The 24999-nt window shown below is 54.2% G+C and carries 20 protein-coding genes; 4 read left to right on the top strand and 16 right to left on the bottom strand.

The window, feature by feature from the left end; genetic code table 11:
* Positions 1-3: 3 nt before the first annotated feature.
* From LG202_RS01025 to LG202_RS00970, 12 genes are all read right to left on the bottom strand, one after another.
* Positions 4-1215 carry a nitrate/nitrite transporter gene (locus LG202_RS01025; RefSeq protein ID WP_230346577.1) on the bottom strand — a complete coding sequence of 404 codons (1212 nt, stop codon included), beginning with the start codon at positions 1213-1215 and terminating at the stop codon, positions 4-6.
* A 43-nt stretch (positions 1216-1258) separates the two neighbouring features.
* On the bottom strand, positions 1259-2011 hold the full coding sequence (gene cobA / locus LG202_RS01020) for a uroporphyrinogen-III C-methyltransferase (RefSeq protein WP_230346576.1): 753 nt from the start codon (positions 2009-2011) through the stop codon (positions 1259-1261).
* Between the two features lie 66 nt (positions 2012-2077).
* Positions 2078-2752, bottom strand: coding sequence for a type IV pili methyl-accepting chemotaxis transducer N-terminal domain-containing protein (locus tag LG202_RS01015; RefSeq protein WP_230346575.1), 675 nt, complete (start codon positions 2750-2752; stop codon positions 2078-2080).
* A gap of 71 nt (positions 2753-2823) precedes the next feature.
* Complete coding sequence (locus tag LG202_RS01010; protein WP_230346574.1) at positions 2824-4242, bottom strand: alginate export family protein; 1419 nt, start codon at positions 4240-4242, stop codon at positions 2824-2826.
* A gap of 83 nt (positions 4243-4325) precedes the next feature.
* Positions 4326-5132 (bottom strand): ABC transporter ATP-binding protein, encoded by an 807-nt coding sequence (locus LG202_RS01005; protein ID WP_230346573.1) that lies wholly within the window; start codon positions 5130-5132, stop codon positions 4326-4328.
* A 14-nt stretch (positions 5133-5146) separates the two neighbouring features.
* Positions 5147-6046, bottom strand: a complete 900-nt coding sequence (ntrB, locus tag LG202_RS01000; RefSeq protein WP_230346572.1) for a nitrate ABC transporter permease — start codon at positions 6044-6046, stop codon at positions 5147-5149.
* 71 nt (positions 6047-6117) lie between these two features.
* A complete protein-coding gene (locus tag LG202_RS00995; protein WP_459724189.1) occupies positions 6118-7326 on the bottom strand; it encodes a CmpA/NrtA family ABC transporter substrate-binding protein in 1209 nt (402 codons plus the stop codon).
* A 465-nt stretch (positions 7327-7791) separates the two neighbouring features.
* Positions 7792-9051 (bottom strand): nitrate regulatory protein, encoded by a 1260-nt coding sequence (locus tag LG202_RS00990; protein WP_230346571.1) that lies wholly within the window; start codon positions 9049-9051, stop codon positions 7792-7794.
* Positions 9052-9184: 133 nt separating this feature from the next.
* Entirely contained in the window at positions 9185-10912 is a 1728-nt protein-coding gene (locus LG202_RS00985; RefSeq protein WP_230346570.1) for a protein kinase domain-containing protein, read from the bottom strand.
* 52 nt (positions 10913-10964) lie between these two features.
* Positions 10965-11777, bottom strand: coding sequence for a formate/nitrite transporter family protein (locus LG202_RS00980; protein ID WP_230346569.1), 813 nt, complete (start codon positions 11775-11777; stop codon positions 10965-10967).
* A gap of 454 nt (positions 11778-12231) precedes the next feature.
* Entirely contained in the window at positions 12232-14028 is a 1797-nt protein-coding gene (locus tag LG202_RS00975; RefSeq protein ID WP_230346568.1) for an ABC transporter transmembrane domain-containing protein, read from the bottom strand.
* Between the two features lie 77 nt (positions 14029-14105).
* Positions 14106-14414 carry a hypothetical protein gene (locus LG202_RS00970; RefSeq protein ID WP_230346567.1) on the bottom strand — a complete coding sequence of 103 codons (309 nt, stop codon included), beginning with the start codon at positions 14412-14414 and terminating at the stop codon, positions 14106-14108.
* Between the two features lie 127 nt (positions 14415-14541).
* Between LG202_RS00970 and LG202_RS00965 the strand changes: the two genes are divergently transcribed.
* Both LG202_RS00965 and LG202_RS00960 read left to right on the top strand, forming a co-directional pair.
* A complete protein-coding gene (locus LG202_RS00965) occupies positions 14542-16611 on the top strand; it encodes a carbon starvation CstA family protein (RefSeq protein ID WP_230346566.1) in 2070 nt (689 codons plus the stop codon).
* Complete coding sequence (locus LG202_RS00960; RefSeq protein WP_230346565.1) at positions 16611-16814, top strand: CstA-like transporter-associated (seleno)protein; 204 nt, start codon at positions 16611-16613, stop codon at positions 16812-16814. Before LG202_RS00965 ends, LG202_RS00960 begins: the two co-directional genes overlap by 1 nt.
* 13 nt (positions 16815-16827) lie before the next feature.
* Here the strand turns inward: LG202_RS00960 and LG202_RS00955 are convergent, their stop codons facing one another.
* The 4 genes from LG202_RS00955 to lgt all read right to left on the bottom strand — a co-directional run bounded on the left by LG202_RS00955 (position 16828) and on the right by lgt (position 22077).
* Positions 16828-18261: an aminotransferase-like domain-containing protein gene (locus LG202_RS00955; RefSeq protein ID WP_230346627.1), complete on the bottom strand. Its 1434-nt coding sequence runs from the start codon at positions 18259-18261 to the stop codon at positions 16828-16830.
* An 86-nt stretch (positions 18262-18347) separates the two neighbouring features.
* Positions 18348-18665: a hypothetical protein gene (locus LG202_RS00950; RefSeq protein WP_230346564.1), complete on the bottom strand. Its 318-nt coding sequence runs from the start codon at positions 18663-18665 to the stop codon at positions 18348-18350.
* A complete protein-coding gene (locus tag LG202_RS00945; RefSeq protein ID WP_230346563.1) occupies positions 18655-20979 on the bottom strand; it encodes an FdhF/YdeP family oxidoreductase in 2325 nt (774 codons plus the stop codon). Before LG202_RS00945 ends, LG202_RS00950 begins: the two co-directional genes overlap by 11 nt.
* A 297-nt stretch (positions 20980-21276) precedes the next feature.
* Entirely contained in the window at positions 21277-22077 is an 801-nt protein-coding gene (gene lgt, locus LG202_RS00940) for a prolipoprotein diacylglyceryl transferase (protein ID WP_230346562.1), read from the bottom strand.
* A gap of 60 nt (positions 22078-22137) precedes the next feature.
* Here lgt and ilvD point away from each other — a divergent pair, with 60 nt between their 5' ends.
* Together ilvD and LG202_RS00930 are read left to right on the top strand one after the other, a co-directional pair.
* A complete protein-coding gene (gene ilvD / locus LG202_RS00935; protein ID WP_230346561.1) occupies positions 22138-23988 on the top strand; it encodes a dihydroxy-acid dehydratase in 1851 nt (616 codons plus the stop codon).
* Between the two features lie 59 nt (positions 23989-24047).
* A complete protein-coding gene (locus LG202_RS00930) occupies positions 24048-24959 on the top strand; it encodes a D-hexose-6-phosphate mutarotase (protein ID WP_230346560.1) in 912 nt (303 codons plus the stop codon).
* The last annotated feature ends 40 nt before the right edge of the window (positions 24960-24999 follow it).

The following is a 24999-nucleotide window of genomic DNA, read 5'->3' as shown; positions in this document are numbered from 1 at the left end:
CCTTTATATCTTTGCGCTGGTGACTGCAGCTGAGCCCCAGGTGGTGCGCCAGCGCTGCTTGACGAAGGTGAGGCCGATCAGTGCAATGATAGCAAGGCCAGCGAAGATGCTCAGGCCAACCTGGTAACTGCCTGTGAGCTGCTTGGAGTAGCCCAGGCTGGAAGCGAGATAGAAGCCACCAATACCACCAGCCATGCCGATAAGGCCGGTCATGACGCCAATTTCCTTGCGGAAGCGTTGGGGTACTAGCTGGAAGACCGCACCGTTCCCCATACCCAGGGCAATCATGGCGCAGATGACGACCAGCAGGCCAGTCAATTGGGTCTTGAGGCCCAGGCTGAGGATGAGCAGGAAGGCTGCCGCAATGACATACATTGTGCTGAGTGTGCGGATGCCGCCGATACGGTCAGCTAGGTTGCCGCCAATCGGGCGTACCAGTGAACCCGCAAACACGCAGGCTGCTGTGAAGTAGCCCGCATGAACCGGGTCAAGCCCGTATTGGTCATTAAAATAGATGGTGAGCGAGGATGCCATGCCGACAAAGCCACCAAAAGTGACACTGTAGAAGAACATGAACCACCAGGCGTCTTTGTCCTGCAATACCTTGAAATATTCGGTCAGCGACTTGGAGGCTGGTGGATTGGGCGCATCTTTGGCCAGGATGGTGTAGAGCACGAGTGTGATGAGCAGTGGAATCAAGGCGAGGCCGAACACATTGCTCCAGCCAAATGCCAATGCCAGGCCTGGGGCAAACAAGGCAGCCATGGCAGTGCCGGAGTTGCCGGCACCGGCGATGCCTAGAGCGGTGCCTTGGTGTTCTGGCGGATACCAGCGCGAGGCCAATGGCAGCGCCACGGCAAAAGAGGCACCCGCTACGCCGAGGAATACGCCGAGGATCAATGCCTGTTGATAGCTATGGATGCCATTGAGCCAGGCGAATGCCAGGGCGGCAATGACAATCACCTGGCCAATCATGCCCGCCTTCTTGGGCTGTATCTGGTCAACCAGGATGCCCATAACCAAGCGCAGCAACGCACCAGTCAATACCGGTGTTGCCACCATCATGCCTTTTTGCGCAGGGGAGAGGCCCAGGTCGCCTGCAATCTGTACCGCCAGGGGGCCAAGCAGCACCCAGACCATGAAGCTAAGATCGAAGTAAAGAAAGGCAGAAAAGAGAGTCGGTTTATGGCCCGCCTGCCAGAAGCTTTGTTTCATGTTATTTCCTTTTAGATCAATACTTGTGATGCAAAAAACCAGCTTAGGCTGCTATTGAGATGGAATCCAGCAGCTCCTTGCCATGGGCCAGGTGCACGACCTCCCCCACGACAATGATGGCTGGGCTAGCGAGGCCAGCTTGTTGTACTGCCATGGGCAGGTGTTCCAGTGCGCTGATGACATGCTGTTGCTCAGGGAGGGAACCGTTCTGGATTGCTGCCACAGGCGTTGTTGGTGACATGCCTGCCGAGAGCAACTCACTGACAATACGGTGCAGGTGCTTCATGCCCATGTAAATCACCAGCGTGGTCCCGCTCTCTGCCAGCGCTTTCCAGTTTTGGCTGTGCTCACCATCCTGCAAGTGCCCGGTGACAAAACTGACGCCATGGGTATAGGCGCGATGGGTGACGGGGATCCCGATGGTGGCGGGAACCGCAATGCCGCTGGTGATGCCGGGAATGACATCAACCGGGATGCCTGCATGACGCAACTCCAGCATTTCCTCACCGCCGCGCCCAAACAGGAAAGGGTCTCCGCCTTTGAGACGGACGACTGTCTGGCCTTGTTCAGCCAGCGCCACCATCATGCGGTTGATGAAGTGCTGCGGCGTAGATTTGCAGCCACCACGCTTGCCGACTTCAATGACGCGAGCTTGTGGTGCATGCTGCAATATCTCGCGGTTGACGAGGTCATCCAGCAAGATAACATCGGCTGCCTGCAATGCCTTGACGGCTTTTAATGTCATGAGGTCTGGATCGCCAGGGCCTGCACCTATCAAATATACTTTTCCTGTCATGTTTTCTCTGCCTGCACTGATGTTATCTACTATAGGAACACCGCATTACGCTGTGGTCTTTGGGGCTTAGTAGCCACTGTTCTTGACTGCTTTGAAGATCAACTCATCTAGCTCATTGGTGATGTTGGCCAGCACGCCGGCCACCACGGAGAATTCTCTCCCTGCATTGCCTGCCCTGGCAGCAATGATCTTGGCATTGACCGAGACGATCTTGGCTTGCTTGGTGATCTGCTGGATGTTTTCCATCAATTCCTGCTGCTGTTTCTTGTGTTGGGTTGCATGCTGCCGGGCTTCGGCTTCATAAATCTGGGTAATCTGGTTGAGCAGGGTGACCAATGGCGTGGCGTATTTGCCCAGCCGGTCTAGCTGCACTTGGGACAAGGTGTGTGCTTCATCTGTTATTTGCAACGCCTGACGGGCATCCTGAATAAAGCGCCTGATGGTGGCATCTGCATTGTTCTCACCGAAATAGGCCTGCTCCAGTGCAGGAGAAAAAATCCCCGGGAGGTGCTTGTTGCCTTCGACTAGATCGGCATGGGTGCTGGCGAACAAGGTCAGTGCTTCTTGCGCAATGTCGAGCGCATCTTCGTGCCCCAGGCTGGAAAGCATGGTGTTGAGAATAATGCGTTGCGACAACATACGTTGCCTACCAGCGAGGTTGATCAGCGAGCTGAAAGTCTCGGTGCTGATGGCCTTGAGGTCATCAGGTGGTGGCTGGTGTTGTCGTAATGCGGATAGCATGAAATCAATCTCGATTCTTTTATGTATGCCGGGGCATGAGGCCCCGGCATTGCTTTAGTTTGCTGTGCTCATCAGAAGGTATACATCAGGGTTAGCCAGACTTTTTCCGTATCTCGCACCCTGCCGCCCGCATTGTTGCCAGGCAAGGCGGTGTACTGATCTTTCTCGGAAAACTTGCCATACTCCAGCTTGGTCATCACATGCGGATTGACGTTATAGGTGACGGCTGCATTCCACTCTGTCCCGTATTTGTCGCCAAAGCCACCGCCGACAGTGTTGAAGTGCTCATCGGATTTGATCAGGTGGTAATCGGCAAAAAACAGGAAATCGCCAACCTTGTAGGTGGCAGTGACAAAGGTATCCTTGATGCCTTCCAGCGGGGTGGTGAGGAACTTGTCTACCCAGCCCTGGAACAGGTGATTGGTGCCGAAAGGTGTCTGGAAGGCATAGCGACCATTGTTGCTGGAGAGCAGTTCCTGGTCGGCACGCAGGCTGAAGTTGCCATAGGCTGCACCGCCACCCAGCTTGTAGTAGTGGGCATCAATGCGCGAATCGCCACCGCGATAGTCGGTTTGCTTGGCGTATTCGGCTGTGTAGAGGCCCTTCCAGTCTGGTGTGAAGACATGCACACCATCCAGGCGTACACCTAACACCTTATTACCTTGGTCAGCTTCCTGGTTGATGTTGCCATTCTTGCCTGCGGCAATCCCGCCAGTGCCGGCTGCATTGCCAAACCAGGCACGACCAAAGCCGAGGTCGTCGAAGCTGGAGAAATAGCCATAGCCAACCAATGACTCTGTCGGTGAAATACGGTATTTGACGTTGGCGATTTCCAGTGCACCATCCGAGCGTACCTTGGTGGTGATCTGCTTCACGCGCTCAATGTGGCCAAGGTAGATTTCCGTATCTGGCAATGACTTGTTGAGCAGTGTGACACCATCAAACACCTGCATGACCTGGCGGAAGGCGATATCACCAATGAAGCGTACGTTATCGAGATTGATCTGCTGGCGGCCCAGACGCACGCGGTTGTTCTTGATGCCAGTCCAGTCAACATAGAGCTGGTTGATATCTGTATTGTCCGGGTCAACGATCTTGGCGTAATCCAGCTTGTCGGGTTGGTTGGAGACACTGTTGATACGTGTGCCATTGGTGCTGTCGTTGAAATCATCCTGGAACTTGCTGACATCGATGATCTGCCCGGCAAAGCTAAAGTTGTGATACGGCGCGGTCTGCCAGCCAATCAGGCTGCGCAGGGTGACGCCGTTGGCATCCTTGAGCGGTTGGCCAGTCGGTGCATTACCGTCTTGCTCTACATTCTCATAACGTAAGCGGAAGCTGGTGAGGTTTTTGCCAGTCTTGATCGCATCCAGGAAAGTATATTCCGGCAAGGCTTCTTCCGCCTGTACCGTGGGAATGGATGCAATCGCCAAGCCCAGCAGGCTGCCGTAGCAGGCTTGACGCAGGGCGAATCTCGCATTACTTTGCATGTGTTGCTCCTTTTTTCAGATGAGGGGTGACGGTATTACCGGCCCGTCCTGACCGACGGGCCATTTTTTTGCTCAGGGTTTGCTTATGCGGCCTTTTTCGCATGGCGCTCATACAGAAACTTCAGCACCTCGCTACGCAGGTGGTTGTAGTGGCTGTCTTCCGCCAGTTCCAGGCGTTTCCGCGGGCGTTGCAGATCTACGGCCAATATCTCGCCCACGGTGGCAGCCGGGCCGTTAGTCATCATGACGATACGGTCTGACAGCAGCACCGCTTCGTCCACATCGTGCGTGACCATGACAGCAGTACAACCAGATTTGGCCATGATCGCCATCAGCTCGTCCTGCAAGTGGGCACGGGTCAAGGCGTCCAGCGCACCAAATGGTTCATCCAGCAGCAGTACCTTGGGTTCCATTGCCAATGCGCGTGCAATACCGACGCGTTGCTTCATGCCACCGGAGATTTCATTAGGGCGCTTCTCGGCAGCATGGGCGAGTCCGACCAATTCAATCGCGGCTCGCGTGCGTTGTTGTAGCTTGTCTTTACTTTCCTTTGCGCCGAATACACGTTCTACTGCCAGGTAGACATTCTCGAAGCAGGTGAGCCAAGGCAGCAGTGAATGGTTTTGGAACACCACGGCGCGCTCAGGGCCTGGGCCGGCGACTTCACGCCCGGCACAGAACAGATTGCCCGCGCTGGGGTGTAGCAGCCCTGCAATCAGGTTGAGCACGGTAGACTTACCGCAGCCGGAGTGGCCGATGATAGAGATGAACTCGCCCTCGCGGATGCTGAAATTGACATTTTTGAGTGCCTCGAACGTCCCCTTCTTTGTGTGAAAGGTCATATCAACGTTTTCGAGTTGCACGTATCTTTCCTGAATGATCTTGTCCATGGTCTGGTTCTTTCCTATTCGTAGCTGAAGCGTTTGGCAAGCGAGGTCAGGGCCACTTCCAGCAGCAGGCCGACAATGCCCACCACGAAAATCGCGATGATGATGTGCTCGACGTTGAGGTTGTTCCACTCATCCCATACCCAGAAGCCGATACCGACGCCGCCGGTGAGCATTTCCGCTGCGACGATCACCAGCCAGGCCACGCCGATGGACAGGCGCACGCCTGTCATCATGTAAGGCAGAACGAAAGGAAAGAGGATCTTGGTGACGATTTTCCACTCTGAGAGGTTGAGCACCTTGGCAACATTCATGTAATCCTGCGGCACCTTGCTGACGCCGACCGCGGTATTGATGATCATGGGCCAGATGGCGGAGATGAAGATCACCCATATCGCCGCCGGGTTTGCGGCCTTGAACACCAGCAGGCCGATCGGCAGCCAGGCCAGTGGTGACACTGGGCGCAAAATGCCGATTACCGGGGCCGCCATGCGCGACATGAACTGGAAGCGCCCGATGATGAAGCCCAGCGGTATACCAATCAGTGCTGCCAGGCCAAAGCCCAGGGCCACGCGTTCCAGCGAGGCCAGGATATTCCAGCCTATGCCCTGGTCGTTGATGTCGTTGACATAGAACGGGTCGCTGAACAGCTCAGTGGCGGCGTGCCAGGTAGATACTGGTCCAGGCAGGTTAGGCGATTGATAGGAAATCAGCGCCCAAACGACGATCAGCAGCCCAAGGCCAAATATTGGCGGCAATAGCCACTGGAAAAACGCGCGTGACTTCTGCGCGAACACGCCAGGGCGTGCGACTGCTGCAGGCCTTGCCTGGGGAAGCTGGCTGCTTGGCGTTGTAATGGTTTGATCATTTTTCATGATGGTCTTGATATCTTCCTTGCGGATACTGACTGCGCTCATAATGTTTGCCTCGTATCACCATGTCTTGGGGTGCGGTGCCGGCCCGGTGGGGCCTGCACCGCCACGTATCATCAGGCCTTGATCTTGAAGCTATTGGCATAGGCCTTGGGATCTCTGCCATCCCAAACTACGCCATCAATCAGCTTGCTGCTGCGCATTGGGTCGCTAGGCACGGTGATGCCTAATGACTTCGCGGCTTCGGTATAGATATCAATACGGTTGACCTTTTTGGCGACAGCCAGATAGTCAGGATCAGATTTCAGCAGACCCCAGCGCTTGTGCTGCGTGAGGAACCACATGCCGTCGGATAGATAGGGGAAAGTCACCTTACCGTCATTGAAAAACTTCATGTAGTTCGGGTCTTCCCATTTTTTGCCGATACCGTTGTCGTAATGCCCAAGGAAGCGGCCTTCGATCACTTCTTCCGGGGCGTTGACATAGGATTTGCCTGAAATCAGCTTGGCAACGGCAGGGCGGTTGGCGGTGGCGTCGATATAGCGGCAGGCTTCCAGGATGGCCTTGGTCAGCGCCAGCGCAGTGTTCGGGTGCTTGGCGACAAAGTCTGCGGTGGTGCCCAGCACCTTTTCCGGGTGGTCTGCCCAGATATCCTGCGAGGTGGCTGCGGTAAAGCCGATCTTGTCGTAAATCGCCCGCGCGTTCCACGGCTCGCCCACGCAGTAGCCATCCATGTTGCCGATACGCATATTCGCCACCATTTGCGGCGGAGGCACGACGATGGTTTTTACATCCTTGAATGGGTTGATGCCATAGGTGGCCAGCCAGTAGTAAAGCCACATGGCATGGGTGCCAGTAGGGAAAGTCTGGGCAAAGGTGAAATCGCGGTTTTCATTGTCGAGCAGGCGCTTGAGCGTTTGGCCGCTGGTGACGCCTTTTTCCTTGAGCTGGTTGGCCAGCGTGATGCCTTGACCATTGTTGTTCAGTGTCATCAGGACGGACATATCCTTCTGCTGACCACCTATGCCCATCTGTACCCCATAGACCATGCCATACAGCATATGCGCGGCATGTAGCTCGCCATTGGCTACCTTGTCGCGGATAGCGGCCCAGGAGGCCTCCTTGGAAGGCGTGATCTTGATGCCATATTTCTTGTCGAAGCCCATTTGCGCAGCCACAACCACCGGGGCACAGTCAGTCAAGGGTATAAAACCGATTTTCACTTCGGTGAGTTCGGGAGCATCCGAACCTGCTGCCCAGGCTTGCTTATGAAGAGCAGAGGGCACCATGTTCATCATGGCGGCAGCGCCTAAAGTGCTGGCCATCGCCTTGTGAAAGAATTGGCGCCTGCTGTTGTTGATACCGTCGCCATGGGGAGTGGATTCAGGTAATGATGGATCTGGTTTGGCAGTACTCATTTTATTGGAATTGCTCATCCTGGCGGCTCCTTGAATCAATCGAAAATGAAAAGCGTAAAAACAAAAAAGGCGTCCCGATTGCAGACGATCTGTTGTCTGTAATCGGGACGCCTTTGTCCTGGGTTTTTCAAGCCTTGTGGCTTGCCATCAAATTACCGTGTGGCTCTTGAGGTTGCCATCATCAAACGCTGGCAACCGCCATTGGCCACCACTGTTCATTTAGGCATTAGCAAATGCCGTGCCAGGGATGGGGTTGTTTTTAAGTTGTTGATTGTTAAATTATTTTATTGGTAAATTTGAATCTTTCAAGGAGTGGGCCATCAACATGCTTCGCACCACCCAAGTGCGGGTGCACCATCTTTAGTGCCCTGATCAAGGTGTTTTTTGCTTGGCTAGGATGTTGTCTGCTACATCAATAATCTTGCGGTTTTGCTCCATGGCGGTACTGCGCATGACTTTATAAGCCTCCACTTCGCTGATGCCTAGCGTGCTCATGAGCACGCCTTTGGCTCGTTCAATCTGTTTTCTCTCTGCCAGCGCCTTTTTGGTTTCAGACAGTTCGTTTTCAATTTCGGCAATCTGCTGTGACTGCTGCTGCAGTAAGGAGACGATGGATTCCATGGGGTAGGGATGCTGGTTGTCATGCGCGAGAAAAGTGTAGGCGTTTTCCACCGGGATGGAGAGGTTATAGAAAGCGCTATCCAGTGTGGCTGGGTGGCGGCGCATCTTTTCCAGATATTGACGCGTTTTTGCCAAGTCACTTTTCGCATTGCTGACCAGGGTTTCCAGCATGTCATGCATGCCATTGATCAATTGGCACTGCATATGCCAGATATCGCTGAGACGTTGGCTGCAAAGCTCGAACCAGGCATCGCCATCATGCGCTTGCACGGCTTGGCCATCCTTAGCGTGGGTAAGCTTGTCACGGTATTGCTGATGTAGGTGGTGGGTGCTGGTATCCTTCGAGGCTGTCCATGCTTTTTGCAACGGATTGCCACCAAACTGGCTGAACAGCTCGAAGTGCCTTTCCTGCAAGGCGATCAGCTCCAGTAGCTTGTGCTGGTGCTCTTGCTGGATATGGCCAGAGCCAAACATGTAGGAGCCCACGGCGCGTTCTTGCCCGGCAAATTCCTTGCCCTGTACGAGGTTGTAAAGCGCCAGCAGGTAGGTGGAAATCTGGCTATTCACGGCATTGTCGGTAATGTCAAAAATCAGCGAGATCAGGCTACCGATAAAGCGGTTGAACGACTGTATGCAGTCGGGAAATGAAATCTTGTGCAACGTCACCTGGTGACGCAATGATTTCAGTTGATCAAACCCTAGCAATATCCATGAAATCAGGGTGAGCTGTTTGGCATCAACCTGGTTGTTATGGCTCAGGTGGCGCTGCAATGCTTCTCGGAATTGCAGTTCCAGGCTCTGGTTTTGCTCAATGATTTCACTGCGCTCCTTGCCGAAGCGCTGGCCTGCTGAGGCTAGGTAAAGGCAGCTTGCACCGCGCTCGGTCTGAATCTGGTGGATGATCAGGCCAATCGTTTCGACAAAGCCGGTGCATATCGAGAGCCGCTCAAGCTCATCGATATGCCGCATCTTGGCCAGGATAATAGTTTGGTCTGGGGAAATGTCTCTCATGGTATTCATTCAGTAGCAAAAATCATGCGCAGTGTCATTGTGATCTGGCTGATCAAGGGTAATGGATAAAGCGCTTGGAACAATGACAATGCGGAGTAGTAGTTGATGAAGCCTTTGTGCTAGTGCATGTAACTCAGGAGAGTTGGATGATGTACAACAGGCTGATGACAAGCATGAATAATAACAGGCTTGTGATTTTCCAGAACAGGAGAGGATTCTTTTCCAGTAATCCGCCCCGGTGGCGATGGAGGAAGCCCTGGTTGGGGTGCCTCAGGTCGTGGATGAATTCTGACAAGGCTTGATAGCGTTTTTCTGGTTCTGGATGTACGGCTTTGGCCAGTGCATCATCCACCCAGGATGGTACGCTGTCGTGAATATGGATGGCCGATAGGTAGGATAGTCTTTGCAGTTGTCCACGAGACTTGAGTTTGGCGACCTGGGTGCCATACGGTAACTTGCCCGTGAGCATCTGGTAGGCGATGACACCGAGTGAGAATTGGTCTGATAACGGCGACCCGGCATCGCCGAGGAAATATTCAGGTGCCATGTATTGAATAGCGCCAGGAATGGGAGAGTTTTCCGCGAGATGGCACTCTTCCAGGCCTGCGACCCAGACGCTGCCGAAGTCGATGATTTTGACGACGCCATGGTGGTCTATCATGATATTTTCCGGGCGCAAGTCTTGGTGCAGCATCTCGGCACGATGAAAGGCCTGCAAGCCCTTGGCAATTTGCTCGACAATGCCGCGTACCGTTTCCAGGTCCGGTTTGGGATTGTCCCGCATCCACTGCGCCAGAGTGATGCCCTCGATGAACTCCATCGCGACATAGAGATAATGTGGCTTGCGTTCGCGTTTGCACGGTTTTAGCACATGTGCATTGTTGATGCGCCGTGCCACCCATTCTTCGAGAGTAAAACGGTTGAGCTGCGCTGGATTTGCACTTAGGTCGGTGGATGGCGTCTTCAGCGCTACTTGCCGGCCTGAATCACGATCAATCGCGAGATAAAGGTGGCTACGATGGCTGTGATGCAGCTCCCTGACGATATGATAGCCGTCGAAATCCGTCCGTGCTTCCAGCAATGGCGGGGCAGGCAGGCTTGAGTGGGGTAATAGCGGGTTGGACTGGCGTTGGTCAAGATGATCTATCCTGACAATTTGCACTGTCAGATTGTCCTGGCTGCCACGCTCCAGGGCTTGTTCCACAATTCGCCGTGCAGCGGCATCAAGGTCATACGGGTGGTCGGTGATGGCGGTGGCAATCAATGTTGCATCTGTATATTCATATACGCCATCTGAAGCCAGCAGGAAGATGTCTCCTGTCTCGATGGGCATGGATAGGTAGTCGATCTCGATCTGCGGGCCTGTGCCTAGTGCGCGACTGAGATAGTTTTGCTCTGCATTGATGACGACCCTGTGATCCTCGGTGAGCTGTTCCAGGGATTGGCCGCTCAATCTGTAGATGCGGGTATCGCCAGCATGAAAAAGATGTGCCTGGTTGGATTTGATGACCAGGGCGCTGATGGTGCAGACGTAGCCCTTGTCCCGGTCATAACGATACTGGCTACGCCGGGTCTGTGCATATAGCCAGGAGTTGATCGCATTCAGGACGCAATGTACGGCGTGCTTGACGCTCCAGGCATCGGAGGTGCAGTAATAGTCACTCAACAGGTTCCTGATGACAGATTCGCTGGCTACTTGGCTGACAGTGCTGCTGCTGATGCCGTCAGCCAGCGCAACCACAATGCCTTTAGTGGTCAATTGGTGGCCTTGCGGTACACATGCACCATGAAAATCCTGGTTGATATCCTTGTGTCCCCGGTCAGAGTGCTGGCCGATGGAAATACTGAGTGTGTTGTCCATATTGCTGTGCCGGGGCGACGACGTCGATGTCTAGTCATCGCCCCGTGAACAATTAACGCATGCTGCGCTTGGGTGCTGTCTTGATGTGGGTGGAGTACAAGGTCAGCCCAGTGAAGGCCAAGCCACCGACCAGGTTGCCGAGAACTACAGGTAATTCGTTCCAGATCAGGTAATCCATGATGGAGAAATTACCTCCCATGATGAGGGCAGAAGGGAAAAGGAACATGTTGACGATGGAGTGCTCGAAACCCATGGCAAAGAACACCATGATCGGCATCCACATTGCCATTACCTTGCCGGAAACGCTGGTGGAAATCATGGCACCCACAACACCGGTGGATACCATCCAGTTACACATGACGGCACGAATAAAGACGGTCAGCATGCCCGCCGCGCCGAACTCGGCATAGCCCAGTGTCCGTTTTTCACCGATGCCGGCGATGATGGTGCCAATCTTGTCCGGTTCTGTTGCAAAGCCAAAGGTAAAGACGATGGACATGAACACTGCAACGGTAAATGCCCCGAGGAAATTGCCGACAAATACCAGCCCCCAGTTGCGTAAAATGCCTTTGACGGTGACGCCAGGGCGTTTGTCGATCAAGGCCAGTGGCGTGAGAACGAAAACGCCGGTGAGCAAATCGAAACCCAGCAGGTAAAGCATGACAAACCCGACAGGAAACAGTATGGCACCGATCAACGGGTAGCCAGTTTGCACCGATGCTGTGACAGCAAATACGGCAGCCAAGGCCAGGATGGCACCTGCCATATAAGCGCGGATGATGGTGTCCCGGGTGGACATGAAGATTTTGGATTCGCCGGCATCGACCATTTTGGTCACGAACTCTGATGGTAGTAGATAAGCCATAAGTACACCTCGTTAAAAATAAAAAAGCGTCCACTCCTGATATCCCTGGTAAGGAACACCTGAAGTGGACGCCGTTGTCCTATCGTGATTTTTTGTGGAGTGTTGCGCTACATTCGCATGATCAGCGCCCCCGTTGGCGCTATCTCATGCAGTACATCCAGTATCAAAGCCAGCAAAAAATGTGCCGGGGTTTAGCACTGACACAATGCCGGTGATGGCAGCATCCCATGCACGCTTTGGATCATGCAGATTGATTGATACGGGAGACAGGCGGTTGCGGCGATATCGTGGCGTGAATCGTGAGATATCTAGTAATAACAAAGGCGGGATGCGCGTGGTGGCATATGAGTCCGCCCTGGGTTTGCCGCCGTGAGCTTAAGGTGAGGGAGCTGCTAGGTTATTTGCACGGTTGTGGTGCATTTGTGTAGGTGGGGTGATTTATTATGGTGCACGCTCACGGTTGGATATCCAGTTGCAGTTTCGCCAAGCGGCTATAGAGCCCGGATTGCCGCCTTAATTCGTGCGGGGTGCCTGTTTCAATGATGCGACCTTGCTCCAGAACCACGATGCGATCTGCGTTCTGAATCGTGGCAAGGCGGTGCGCAATAATCAGTGTGGTACGTCCTTGCATCGCAATATCCAGCCCCTGTTGCACCAAATTTTCAGATTCAGCATCCAGAGCGCTGGTGGCTTCGTCCAGCAATAGGATAGGTGCGTTTTTGAGAATGGCGCGTGCAATCGCAATGCGTTGGCGCTGCCCGCCGGAGAGCCGGGTGCCACGTTCTCCCAGGAAAGTGTTGTAACCCTGTGGTAGGTGCTCAATGAATGTATGCGCTTGTGCCGCCTGAGCTGCACGCTTGATTTCCTCGTCGCTGGCATCCGGTCTGCCGTAGCGAATGTTTTCCAGTGCATTGGCAGAAAAGATCACCGGATCCTGCGGTACGATGGCGATCATGCTTCTCAGTGTGCTGAGCGAGAGGCTGCGGATGTCCTGACCATTGATGGTGATGGTGCCCTCATGAATATCGTAGAAGCGCAGCAAAAGCTGGAATAAGGTGGTTTTGCCTGCACCCGATGGCCCGATCAGGGCCACGGTTTCGCCCGCATTGACTTCAAGGGAGATTTGATCAAGCGCTGCCTGGTCAGGTTTTGATGGATAGTAAAAGCTTACTTTTTCCAGCCTGATGCTTGCCGTGCTAGGGGTTGGCAATGCAATTGGCACGGATGGGTTGTGAATAGCAGGTTCGCTGTTGAGCAGCTCTAACAAGCGTTCGGTAGCACCAGCTGCGCGCATAATGTCACCCCAAACCTCGGCGATGGTGCTGACGCTGCTGGCCACCAAGGCGGCATAGAGGATGAAGGATGCCAACTCGCCGCCCGAGAGCTCGCCTTGCGTGACTTGGTGTGCTCCCAGCCACAAGACAAAAATAATGGCCGCACTGATGCCTGCAATGACAAAGGCCGCCAGGAATGCACGCACGCGAATGCGGCGAATGGCAGCGTGAAAGCTGGTTTCCACACTGTAGTGGAACCGCTGGTTTTCACGAGCCTCTTGGGTGAAGGCTTGCACGGTTGGTATGGCATTGAGGATTTCCCCGGCCATGGCCGAGCTGTCGGCAATGCGATCTTGTGATTCACGCGAAAGCTTTCTTACCGAGCGGCCAATCAGCAGTATAGGCAGTGTCAGTAACAACATCAGCCCGAGGTTCAGGCTGAACAAATACCAACTTGTGATCGCGAGCATGATCATGCCGCCGATAAATTGGAACAAGCTGCGTAAACCCAGGGAAATCGAGCTGCCAACTACGGTCTGGATCAGTGTTGTATCTGCACTTAAGCGTGAGAGTACCTCGCCGGTTTGCAAGGTTTCAAAAAACTGGGGCGATTGCATGAGTACCCGTTGATAGACCAGGGTACGCAGATCAGCAGTGACTCGCTCGCCTATCCATGACACGATGAAATAGCGGCATGCCACGATCAAGGCCCAGACAATCACCAGGCCGCAAATGAAAATAAAATGCCGGTTGATATCCTGCATGCTTTGCGAAGTAGCAGAGTCCGTGCGAAACCCTTGGTCGATCAGATCGCGAAACGCCCATGGCACCAGCAGCAAAATGGCAGAGGCCAGGCTGAGCAAACAGAATGCGAGCAGGATTTGCCAGCGGTAAGGCCGTAATAACGGCCACAGTTCACTGAATAATCGTAAAGGACGGCTTGGGGATTGCAGGATGAACCTCGCTTTGGCTTGCACGGGATGTCTAGCATACCGCACTGGGCAAGGTTGGGGTAAGCAGGGTAGTCGCCAAATGGGCTACCCTGTTACAGGATTTACCGGCCCTTGCCGCTGATGGAGCCGCGATTGAAGTCCTTGTCTCCAGGTGCAATACAGCGCCCGATGCCAAAGACGCCACCTTGTGTGCCGGGAGGGCAGCCCTGATTTTCTGGGTATTGCTTGGCAATCTTGTCGGCTTCAGCTTTTTTCACCTTGTCGACATATTCCCACTTACCATTCGGATGCAGCAGGATTTTGTCCCCGCTCGCCGTCGTGGTTTCAATCGGTGGCGCTTCTTCCGGTGCCGCAATGGCTGGCAAATGCAATGCCAGCAGTGCCAAAAAGCTCACACAGGTTAATTTCATGCTTATCTCTCAAGATTGTTGGTATAGGAGCCAATAGACTAGCAATATCCGTTCCGGGCAGATTACGCAGTCTGCAGGTTTGGTTTTATACTGCTGGTCATTAATTTCCATCACATCATAAACCTAAATGAATAAAACCTTGCAGTACCTGATCTGGTTCTTGATCGCCATTATTGGGGCTAGCGCAGTGGGTGGCATTGCCCTGCATCGCGGTGAAAGCATTAATGCGCTATGGTTCGTGGCAGCAGCAGTCTGTGTATTTGCAATCGCCTATCGCTTCTATGCAGCCTGGATTGCCGCCAAGGTGTTGGTGGTGGATGCGACGCGGGCAACGCCTGCCGAACGGTTGGATAATGGTCGTGATTATGTGCCCACTAACAAGTGGGTGGTGTTTGGTCACCATTTTGCTGCGATTGCAGGCCCCGGGCCATTGGTTGGACCAACCCTGGCGGCACAGTTTGGTTACTTGCCCGGTACTTTGTGGATATTGGTGGGCGCCGTGCTCGGTGGTGCGGTGCAGGACATGGTCACCTTGTTTCTCTCGACACGTCGTAATGGGCGCAGTCTTGGCCAGATGGCGCGTGAGGAGCTGGGGCCGATAGGTGGTTTTGCCGCGCTGGTGGGGACGTTCACCATCATGGTGATTCTCATCGCGGTGCTTGGGTTGGTGGTGGTCAACGCCATGAAGCACAGCCCGTGGGCAACTTCCACTGTGGCGGCCACTATACCGATCGCCATGATTGTCGGTATTTACATGCGCTTGATCAGGCCGGGTCGTGTGTTGGAGGCATCCATCATTGGTGTTGTCTTGCTGTTGTTGTCGGTGTTCGGTGGCGGCTATATCGACCATCATCCCTTCCTGCGCGGCCTGTTTGATCATGATGGACTGACACTGGCCTGGTGGGTGATTGCTTATGGTTTTGCGGCTGCTATTCTGCCGGTATGGTTGCTATTGGCGCCGCGTGATTACCTCTCTACGTTCATGAAGCTGGGCACCATCTTCCTGCTGGCTGTGGCGATCATCCTGCTGCAACCCGAAGTCAAGATGCCGGCATTGACCCAGTTTATTGACGGTACTGGCCCTATCTTTGGCGGCACGTTATTTCCGTTCGTTTTCATTACCATTGCCTGTGGGGCTGTCTCGGGTTTTCATGCCCTGATCGCTTCAGGCACTACACCCAAGCTGATCGCCAATGAGTCCGATATCCGCATGATAGGTTATGGCGCCATGTTGCTGGAATCATTCGTGGCCATCATGGCAATGATCGCGGCTACCGTGCTGGAGCCTGGCGTATTCTTTGCCATCAACAGTCCTGCCGGGCTGGTGGGCAAAGAGGCGGCTGATGCTGTGGCGACCATTTCCAGTTGGGGTTTTCCTGTCACGGTGGAACAGATGGAAACGTTGGCGCGGCAGATGGGTGAATCTACCTTGTTTGCGCGTACAGGTGGCGCGCCTTCGCTGGCAGTCGGCATGGCGAGTATTTTTGGCAGCGCTTTTGGCGAGCACCTGCTGGCCTTGTGGTACCACTTTGCCATCATGTTCGAGGCGATCTTCATCTTGACCACGTTGGATGCTGGCACTCGCGTTGGGCGTTTTATGTTGCAGGATATGCTGGGCAATTTCTGGCCCAAGCTGGGGCAGACTTCATGGTATCCCTCGGTGCTGTTTACCAGCGCAATTGTCGTCGCAGGTTGGGGCTATTTTCTCTATATCGGCGTGATCGACCCTAATGGTGGCGTCAATATTCTCTGGCCCTTGTTCGGTATTTCCAACCAGATGCTGGCCGCCATTGCGCTATCAGTAGGGACTGGCATCTTGATCAAGTCAGGCAAGCTTAGGTATGCCTGGGTAACCGGGCTACCGTTAAGTTGGCTAGTGGTCGTGACGACGACTGCCGCCTGGGAAAAGATTACCAGTGCAGATGTGCGGGTAGGCTTTATTGCGGCGGCCAATGACATGTCGGCCAAGCTTGCTGCCGGGGTGTTGCCGCCCGAGAAGGCTGCCGTGGCGCCGCAACTTATCTTCAACCAGCAGTTGGATGCAGTATTGACGCTATTTTTCGTGGCGGTATTGTGGATAGTGATTCTCGACATGCTGCGCGTCAGCTACCGCAGTTTGAGCGGCAAGCCTGTCTTGCCCTCGGTAGAGGCTGACCATATGCAGACCAAGCTTGATACTGCCTGGGTGCGTGACTAATGTGGCAGGCCGCCAAACGATGCCTTGACCGTACCTGGCGCTTTTTGCGCCAGGTATCTGGTGACGATGCTTACGAGCGCTATCTGGCGTTATATCGCAGCCACCAGGAAAAGCACCAACACCAGGAACCTCCGCTGACACGAGAAGCGTTCTTCAAGCAATGGCAGCAGCAGAAGTGGGATGGTGTGAAGCGTTGCTGTTGATGATGGACTGGTGTTAACCCTGTGGAGCATGCGACGCCAGCATGTCGTGTGCCAAGGCGCCCACGTCGCGTACTGCCTGCTCAATAGCCAAGGTCCAGAGGTGGCTGAAATTCAAGCGGATATAGTGGGTGAGATCTTTCTTGCGGGAAAAGATGGTGCCCGGTGCCACGGTAATGCCATTGTCGATCGCTAAGCGGTAAAGCGCCAGGGCATCCAGTTGTGCCGGTAGTTTGACCCAGATCACGTAGCCGCCTTTTGGTTCGGAAAGCTGGGTGCCTGCGGGAAAGCTTTCTGTAATCACATTACGGATCAGCACATATTGCGAACGTAGGGTATGACGCAATTGTTTGAGATGTTGCTCAAAGCTGTCGCGTTGCATGAACTTGGCAATCGCGATTTGCGGGGCGGACGGTAGCGAGAGGCTATTGAGGAACATCAGGCGCTCCACTTCCTGCCGATAGCGCCCGGCGCTGGTCCAGCCTACGCGATAACCCGGTGCCAATGACTTGGAGAATGATGAGCAATGTAGCACCAGGCCAGAACGGTCAAAGGCCTTGGCAGGCTTGGGTGCTGTTTCACTGAAGTACAGCTCGCCGTAAACATCATCCTCGATCAATGGAATCTGTTGCTCTTCCAGAAATTCCACTAATGCTTGTTTCTTTGCATCTGGCATGACAAACCCCAAAGGGTTCTGGAAATTGGTAGTGAGTACCACGGCGGCAATACGCACATTATCCGTGGTGGCGCGTAATGCATCCAGGTCAATGCCGGATTCTGGGTCAGTGCGCAGTTCGGCGACCTTCATGCCCAATCGCTCTACTGTATGCGCCAAAGCATAGTAGCCAGGAGCCTCCAGTGCGATGATGTCGCCAGCCTTGGCGACGGCTTGCAGGCAGAGCGTGATGGCCTCGGTGGCACCATGTGTGATGACGATGTCATCCGGTGAAACATCCATGTCGTTGGCAAGGTAGCGGCGGGCAATCTGCTGGCGCAGCATTTCGTTGCCTGGTGGCAGGTCACTCAAAATGCCCCATTCCCCTTCATCGTCGGTGAGGGCTTTTTCGTACTGGTGAATCTTTTTGAGCGGGAATAGTTGTGGATCGGGAAACGGTGAGCCCAATGGTACCGTGCCAAATTCGCGGATAGACTTCAGTGTTGTGAGCACCAGCTTGCTGGCATCAACTTCTGACAGGTTGATGTCTTTGGATAGCGGCGAGGTGTTGCGTTGCTGCAAGCGTTTGCGCGGTGTGACGTAGTAGCCAGATTGTGGGTGGCTGCTGATGATGCCTTCCTGCTCCAGTAGAAGATAGCCGCGCAATACTGTGCTGATGCTTAGTCCGTATTTCTGGCTGGCTTGCCGCACTGAGAATATCTTGTCGCCGGGTCGCAATACGCCTTCATCGATCATCGCGCGTATGCGTGCAGCAAACGAGACATAAAGCTTCATGGGGGCCGGTGTGGAGTCTTTGATGCCTGCCATTGTACTCCAGCCACGCAGGGGTGCGGCTGGAGTTTGCCAACGGTGGTTTCTGCTCAGGCAGCTTGCAGAGCTTGGGAAATTTCCTCGCCACCGGCAGTCAGCGCTGCGACTAGCCGGTCTTTCTCGGTGGACACTTCGACCAACGCCTGCTCGCTCAAGGCAGTCATCAGACGTTGCAGTGTACTCATACGTATTCCCAGCCGTTTGCAGATGGCCGCCAGGGGCATGCGGGCACGTCCTTCTTCATGCTCGGCATGAAGAAGTTCTAGGATGCCAAGCATCAGCACAGCACTCTGGTCTAGTTGAGCGTGGTCAGAGGAAAAATCAGCTTGCTCTGACTGTTCATCGTGATATTCGCGCTCAAGCAGCATTGGCCACCTCGGGTGCAGTGGTTTTCTCGATGATCACCGGGATAGACTTGGAAGTTGGCGTATGCGACAAGTCAGCCACGCTTTCCAACGGCACCAGATTGTTGGTCTCAGGGTAATAGCCACCCATGCAACCTTGCGGAATATCGTAGGAGACAACGAGGAACTTGTCGGCACGGCGCGTGATGCCATCCTGCCAGACGCTCACCAGATTGATCCAGTCGCCAGCCTTGAGGCCCATGCGCTTGATATCGTCAGGATTCATGAACACCACACGGCGCTGGCCGAACACGCCACGATAGCGGTCATCCATGCCATAAATGGTGGTGTTGTACTGATCATGCGAGCGGGTGGTCATCAGCACGAACATCTGGTCGCCGTACTGTTCACGTGCCTGGTGGATGGGCGAATTGCGCGGGATTTCCTGCAAGGTGAATTCGGCCTTGCCTGATGGCGTGATCCAGACGCGATCGCTGGAAGGCACAGGCATGCGGAAACCGCCAGGGTGCTTGATGCGCTCGTTATAGTTCTTGAACGCAACCGGCATGGTCTGCTCGATGGCGTCGCGAATCTTGCTGTAGTCCTTGATATAGTCCAGCCAAGACGTCTTGCTGTGTTTGAGCGTGGCATGTGCCAGGCGAGCGACGATGGCAGGTTCCGACAGCAGGTGCGCTGAAGCTGGTTTATTCATGCCGTAGGAGATATGCACCATGCTCATGGAATCTTCCACCGTGACGCCTTGCGGCCCGGTTTCCTGAGTGTCAATCTCGGTGCGGCCCAGGCATGGCAAGATCAAGGCTTCCCTGCCATGCACCAGGTGGCTGCGGTTGAGCTTGGTAGTGACATGCGCGGTGAGGTCGCAATTACGCAGTCCTTCCCAGGTACGGTCAGTATCAGGTGTTGCAATCGAGAAGTTGCCTCCGAGCGCAAAGAAGAACTTGGCCTTGCCGTCTATCATCGCCTGGATGGCGGAAACCGCATCGTAGCCAGGTTCTTTCGGTACATTGATATCAAAGACGCGATCCAGACTTTCAAGGAAAGCCAGAGGCATCTTTTCATAGATACCCACCGTACGGTTACCCTGCACGTTGCTATGACCACGCACTGGGCACAGGCCAGCGCCTTCCTTGCCGATATTGCCGCGTAGCAGCATCAGGTTAACCAAGGTCTGGATGGTGGCAACGCCGTGCTTGTGTTGGGTGATGCCCATGCCCCAAGTAGAAATCACACGGTCGCCAGTGGCGTAAATATGTGCAATTTCCTCAATTTGCTCCAGCGGCACGCCAGATTCTTCCAGGATGGCATCCCAGCTTTCCTTGCGGGCATCTTCAGCAATCGCCTCGAAGCCATTGGTATGCTGCTGGATAAATTCCACATCTACCACGCGCTCGGTGCCGTTCTTGATGGCTTCGTCATCCCACTGGATGACAAACTTGATCATGCCCTTGATGAGGGCCAAGTCACCGCCCAGCTTGGGCTGGATGAACATGTCACTGATCTTGCTGCCCTTGAATGACAGCATGTCGAATGGGCTTTGCGGGTCAGCAAAGCGCTCCAGGCCACGTTCCTTCAATGGGTTGATCGCCACGATGCGCGCACCGCGCTTGGCTGCTTCGCGCAACTCACCGAGCATACGCGGGTGGTTGGTGGCGGGGTTCTGGCCGAAAATCAGCAAGGTATCGGCGTGCTCGAAATCATGCAAAGTGACCGAGCCCTTGCCGATACCGACGGTAGGTGGCAGGGCCATACTGGTTGATTCGTGGCAAAGGTTGGAGCAGTCCGGGAAATTGTTGGTGCCGAATTCACGCACGAACAATTGATAAAGGAAAGCCGCTTCATTGCTGGCACGACCAGAGGTGTAGAAAATTGCCTCGTTCGGGTCGGACAGTTTATTCAGATGTTCTGCCATCAGGGCAAAGGCGCAATCCCAGGCAATTTCCTCGTATTTGTCCGTCGCCGGGTTGTAACGCATTGGATGGGTCAGGCGGCCTTCGTTTTCCAGATCGAAATCGCTCCAGTCCATCAACTCGGTGACGGTATGCTTGGCGAAGAATTCCGGTGGCACACGCTTGGAGGTAGCTTCCGCCGCTACAGCCTTCACACCGTTTTCACAAAACTCAAATGTGGAGGTGTGCTCCTTGTCTGGCCAGGCACAACCTGGGCAGTCGAAGCCATCTGGCTGATTCTGCGAGAGCAGCGTCATGACGCCCTTGACGGGAATCTTCTGCAGCGCGAGCTGCGCGGCAACTTGCTTCAATGCACCCCAGCCAGCGGCAGGATGGTGGTAAGGCTTGATGGCGGCTTTAGGTTGCGACATATCTTCCTACTTGGTGAACAAATTAGGCTGGCGAGAGTGAAGTCTGGCTAGCCATGAATACACAATGACGATTACAGCAATCGTAAGAGGGATAACAGATGGAAACCAGATACAGAAGTGCTGGAATTTTTAGAGTACAGTTTGGAACTTAATTAATGGGAATGGCCCACGGATACATGGGTGACGGTGATATTTGGTAAACGCCAGTTGCATGATGAGGCGCTAGGGCATGCCTTTGATCCAACAACGAATGTTGAGCATTCGTTGTTGGAAGATGGAGAGGGTATGAGGCTCTTATTAAGATGAATGTGTATGGCGCTTCAGGCTGCTCATCATTAACCAGATGCCCGCAATTACCATCGGCAAACTCAACCATTGCCCCATGCTTAAGCCTAGAGACAATAATCCGAGGAAGCTATCCGGTTCGCGCGTGAACTCTACCAGGAAACGAAAACTGCCGTATCCGATGAGGAACAGGGCAGAGATAGTGCCCTTGGCGCGTGGTTTGCTGGAGTACCACCAGAGGATGGTGAACAGTACAATCCCTTCGAGCAGAAATTCATAAAGCTGAGATGGGTGGCGTGCAATGTTGTCGACTTGCGGGAAGACCATGGCCCAGGGCGCATCGCTGGCGCGGCCCCAGAGCTCGCCATTGATGAAGTTGCCCATGCGTCCTGCACCCAGGCCGACTGGCACCAGGGGAGCAACGAAATCCATGATGCCGAAGAAAGTGAGCCCGCGTTTTTTCGCGAATAGCAGCATGGCGGCCATGACGCCGATGAATCCACCGTGGAAGGACATGCCGCCTTGCCAGAGGAAAAGGACCTCGTGCGGATGGGCCAGGTAGTAATCATGCTGGTAGAACAGGGCATAGCCTAACCTGCCGCCCAGGATGACGCCCAATGCGCCGTAAAACAGTGCGTCGTCCAGTGTTTTGTATGACCATCCTGATTGTGTCCACCAAGGCTGGTGAGCGATGCGCCAACGTCCTAGCCAAAGGAATGCGAGAAAACCGATGAGGTACATCAATCCATACCAATGAATGCCAAACGAGCCCAGGTGAATGGCGACGGGATCAAATTGTGGGTGAACAAGCATTGGGATTGGCCCTTGGATTGGAGTAAAATCTCCTAATTATACGTTTAGTTTAGGGTTTTTATGCCGCAATACCGCTCCAGAACCTCCACTCATGGCCGCAACATGGCAGGCGCACGCGCACTTTGGCGTGCCACCGGCATGAAGGAAGACGATTTCCAGAAACCTATCATTGCGATTGCCAATTCATTCACGCAATTTGTGCCCGGTCACGTGCACCTCAAGGATTTAGGGCAGTTGGTAGCGCGCGAGATTGAGCGTGCCGGTGGTGTGGCCAAGGAGTTCAACACCATTGCGGTGGATGACGGCATTGCTATGGGTCACAGTGGCATGCTTTACAGCTTGCCCAGTCGCGACCTGATTGCGGATGCGGTGGAATACATGGTGAATGCGCACTGTGCCGATGCGCTGGTCTGTATTTCTAACTGTGACAAGATCACGCCAGGCATGTTGATGGCGGCCTTGCGCCTGAATATCCCGGTGGTGTTTGTCTCCGGTGGCCCGATGGAAGCTGGTAAGGTGAACTGGCAGGGCAATGTGCACAAGCTGGACCTGGTGGATGCCATGGTGGCGGCTGCGGATAGCAATATCTCGGATGAAGAGTCCGAGGCGATTGAGCGTTCTGCCTGCCCGACCTGCGGTTCCTGCTCCGGTATGTTTACTGCGAATTCCATGAACTGCCTGACAGAGGCCTTGGGTTTGAGCTTGCCTGGTAACGGTTCCACGCTGGCGACACATGCAGCGCGCAAGGAGTTGTTCCTCAAGGCTGGTCGCCTGATCGTGGAAATCACCAAACGTTATTATGAACAGGATGACGAAAGCGTGCTGCCACGCAGCATTGCCAACTTGCACGCTTTTGAGAACGCCATGAGCCTGGATGTGGCGATGGGTGGTTCTACCAATACCGTATTACATTTGTTAGCGGCGGCTTATGAAGGCAAGGTAGATTTCACCATGGCAGATATTGACCGCATTTCGCGCGGTGTGCCGTGTGTGAGCAAGGTCGCGCCAGCGACAGCCAAATACCACATGGAAGACGTTCACCGTGCAGGTGGTGTCATGGGTATCTTGTCCGAGTTGAGCCGTGCTGGCTTGATCCACCGTGATACGCCGACTGTGCACAGTCCCAGCCTGGGCGATGCTCTCGATAAGTGGGACATCATGACCACCAACGACGAAGAAGTGAAGAAGTTCTACCGTGCGGCTCCCGGTGGCATTTCCACCACGATCGCGTTTAGCCAATCCATGCTTTGGCCTGACCTGGATACTGATCGTAAGGAAGGTTGCATCCGCGATAAGGAGCATGCCTACTCACAGGATGGTGGTCTCGCCGTGCTTTACGGCAATATTGCGCTGGATGGCTGTATTGTGAAGACGGCGGGCGTGGACGACAGCATTCTCAAGTTTACTGGCCGTGCGCGTATTTTCGAGAGCCAGGACGATGCTGTGGCCGGTATTCTTGCCGACAAGATCGTGGCAGGTGATATTGTCATTATTCGCTATGAGGGTCCACGTGGCGGCCCTGGCATGCAGGAAATGCTCTACCCCACCAGCTATCTGAAATCCAAGGGCCTGGGCAAGGCTTGTGCCTTGCTGACTGATGGACGCTTCTCTGGTGGTACTTCTGGCCTGAGTATTGGCCATGCTTCTCCTGAGGCGGCAGAAGGCGGTGCGATTGGCTTGGTGGAAGAAAACGATATCATCGAGATCGATATTCCGAACCGTACCATTCACTTGGCGGTCAAGGATGAGGTGCTCGCGCATCGACGCGCTGCCATGGAGGCGAAAGGCAAGGATGCATGGAAGCCGGTCAACCGTGAGCGTCATGTATCCGTTGCATTACGTGCGTACGCTGCGATGAGCACTTCGGCTGCCAAGGGTGCCGTGCGCGACGTGAGCCAGATCGAGAAATAAGTGTGTGCTGGCTCAGCTTAATAAAAAGAATTGATTAATCAGATTTAAAAAAAGAGCGTATGCAATCAGTACATGAATTGAATGCCCGTTACGGGGTCGGGCATAAAATCCATTTTTCCGCAGACTTGAATGGCCTGGTGACATTGGAGATCGAAAATCCCCATGCCACTGCCAAGGTCGCCCTGCAAGGCGGTCATGTCATGCAGTGGAACCCCCGTCATGCGGAAGCGCCGGTGCTGTGGTTGTCTGACCAGGCACGTTTCGTTGCAGGTCGCTCCATCCGTGGTGGCGTACCTGTTTGCTGGCCGTGGTTCGGCCCCCATGCTACCGATGAAACCTTGTGCCCTCATGGCTTTGCGCGCGTGGTGCCCTGGGAAGTGGTGGATGCTACACCTCTGCCAGATAACACCACTACCTTGGTGCTAAGGCTAGTGGAGAGTCGCCAGGTGGAAAAGCAATGGCCTTATGATTGCGAGTTGACCTTGACCATCAATATTGGCCCCGTGCTCAAGATGGCGTTGACGACGACAAACAAGGGTAGCGAGCCATTCGTGATTGGCGAGGCTCTGCATACTTATTTCCAGGTCAGCGATATCGAGGTGGTAAAGGTGCAGGGCCTGGATCATACCGAGTATGAAGACAAGGTAGAGGATTACGCCCTCAAGCGCCAATCTGGCGAAATCACCTTCAATGAAGAGGTAGACCGAGTTTATCTCAATACCGAATCTACTTGCGTGGTGGAAGACCCTGGGCTGCGTCGCAAGATCATTATTGAGAAGTCCGGTAGCCACTCCACCGTGGTCTGGACACCATGGGAGCGCAAGGCCGCCGAAATCGGCGACTTGGGTAGCCATCATGGTTGGCGGAATATGTTGTGTGTCGAGAGCTCGAATGTCAGGGGCAATGTCGTGACTGTCGCACCTGGCAGTTCGCATACCCTGAATGTGCAGTACAGCACTGAGAGCTTGTAGTTAGGTTGTTGTAACGTGGTTCAGCGGGAGCAGCAAGCTC

The sequence above is a fragment of the Methylobacillus methanolivorans genome (assembly GCF_054588515.1).
The sequence above is the reverse complement of the archived record's forward strand: the minus strand, read 5'-3'. Positions and strand labels throughout refer to the sequence as shown.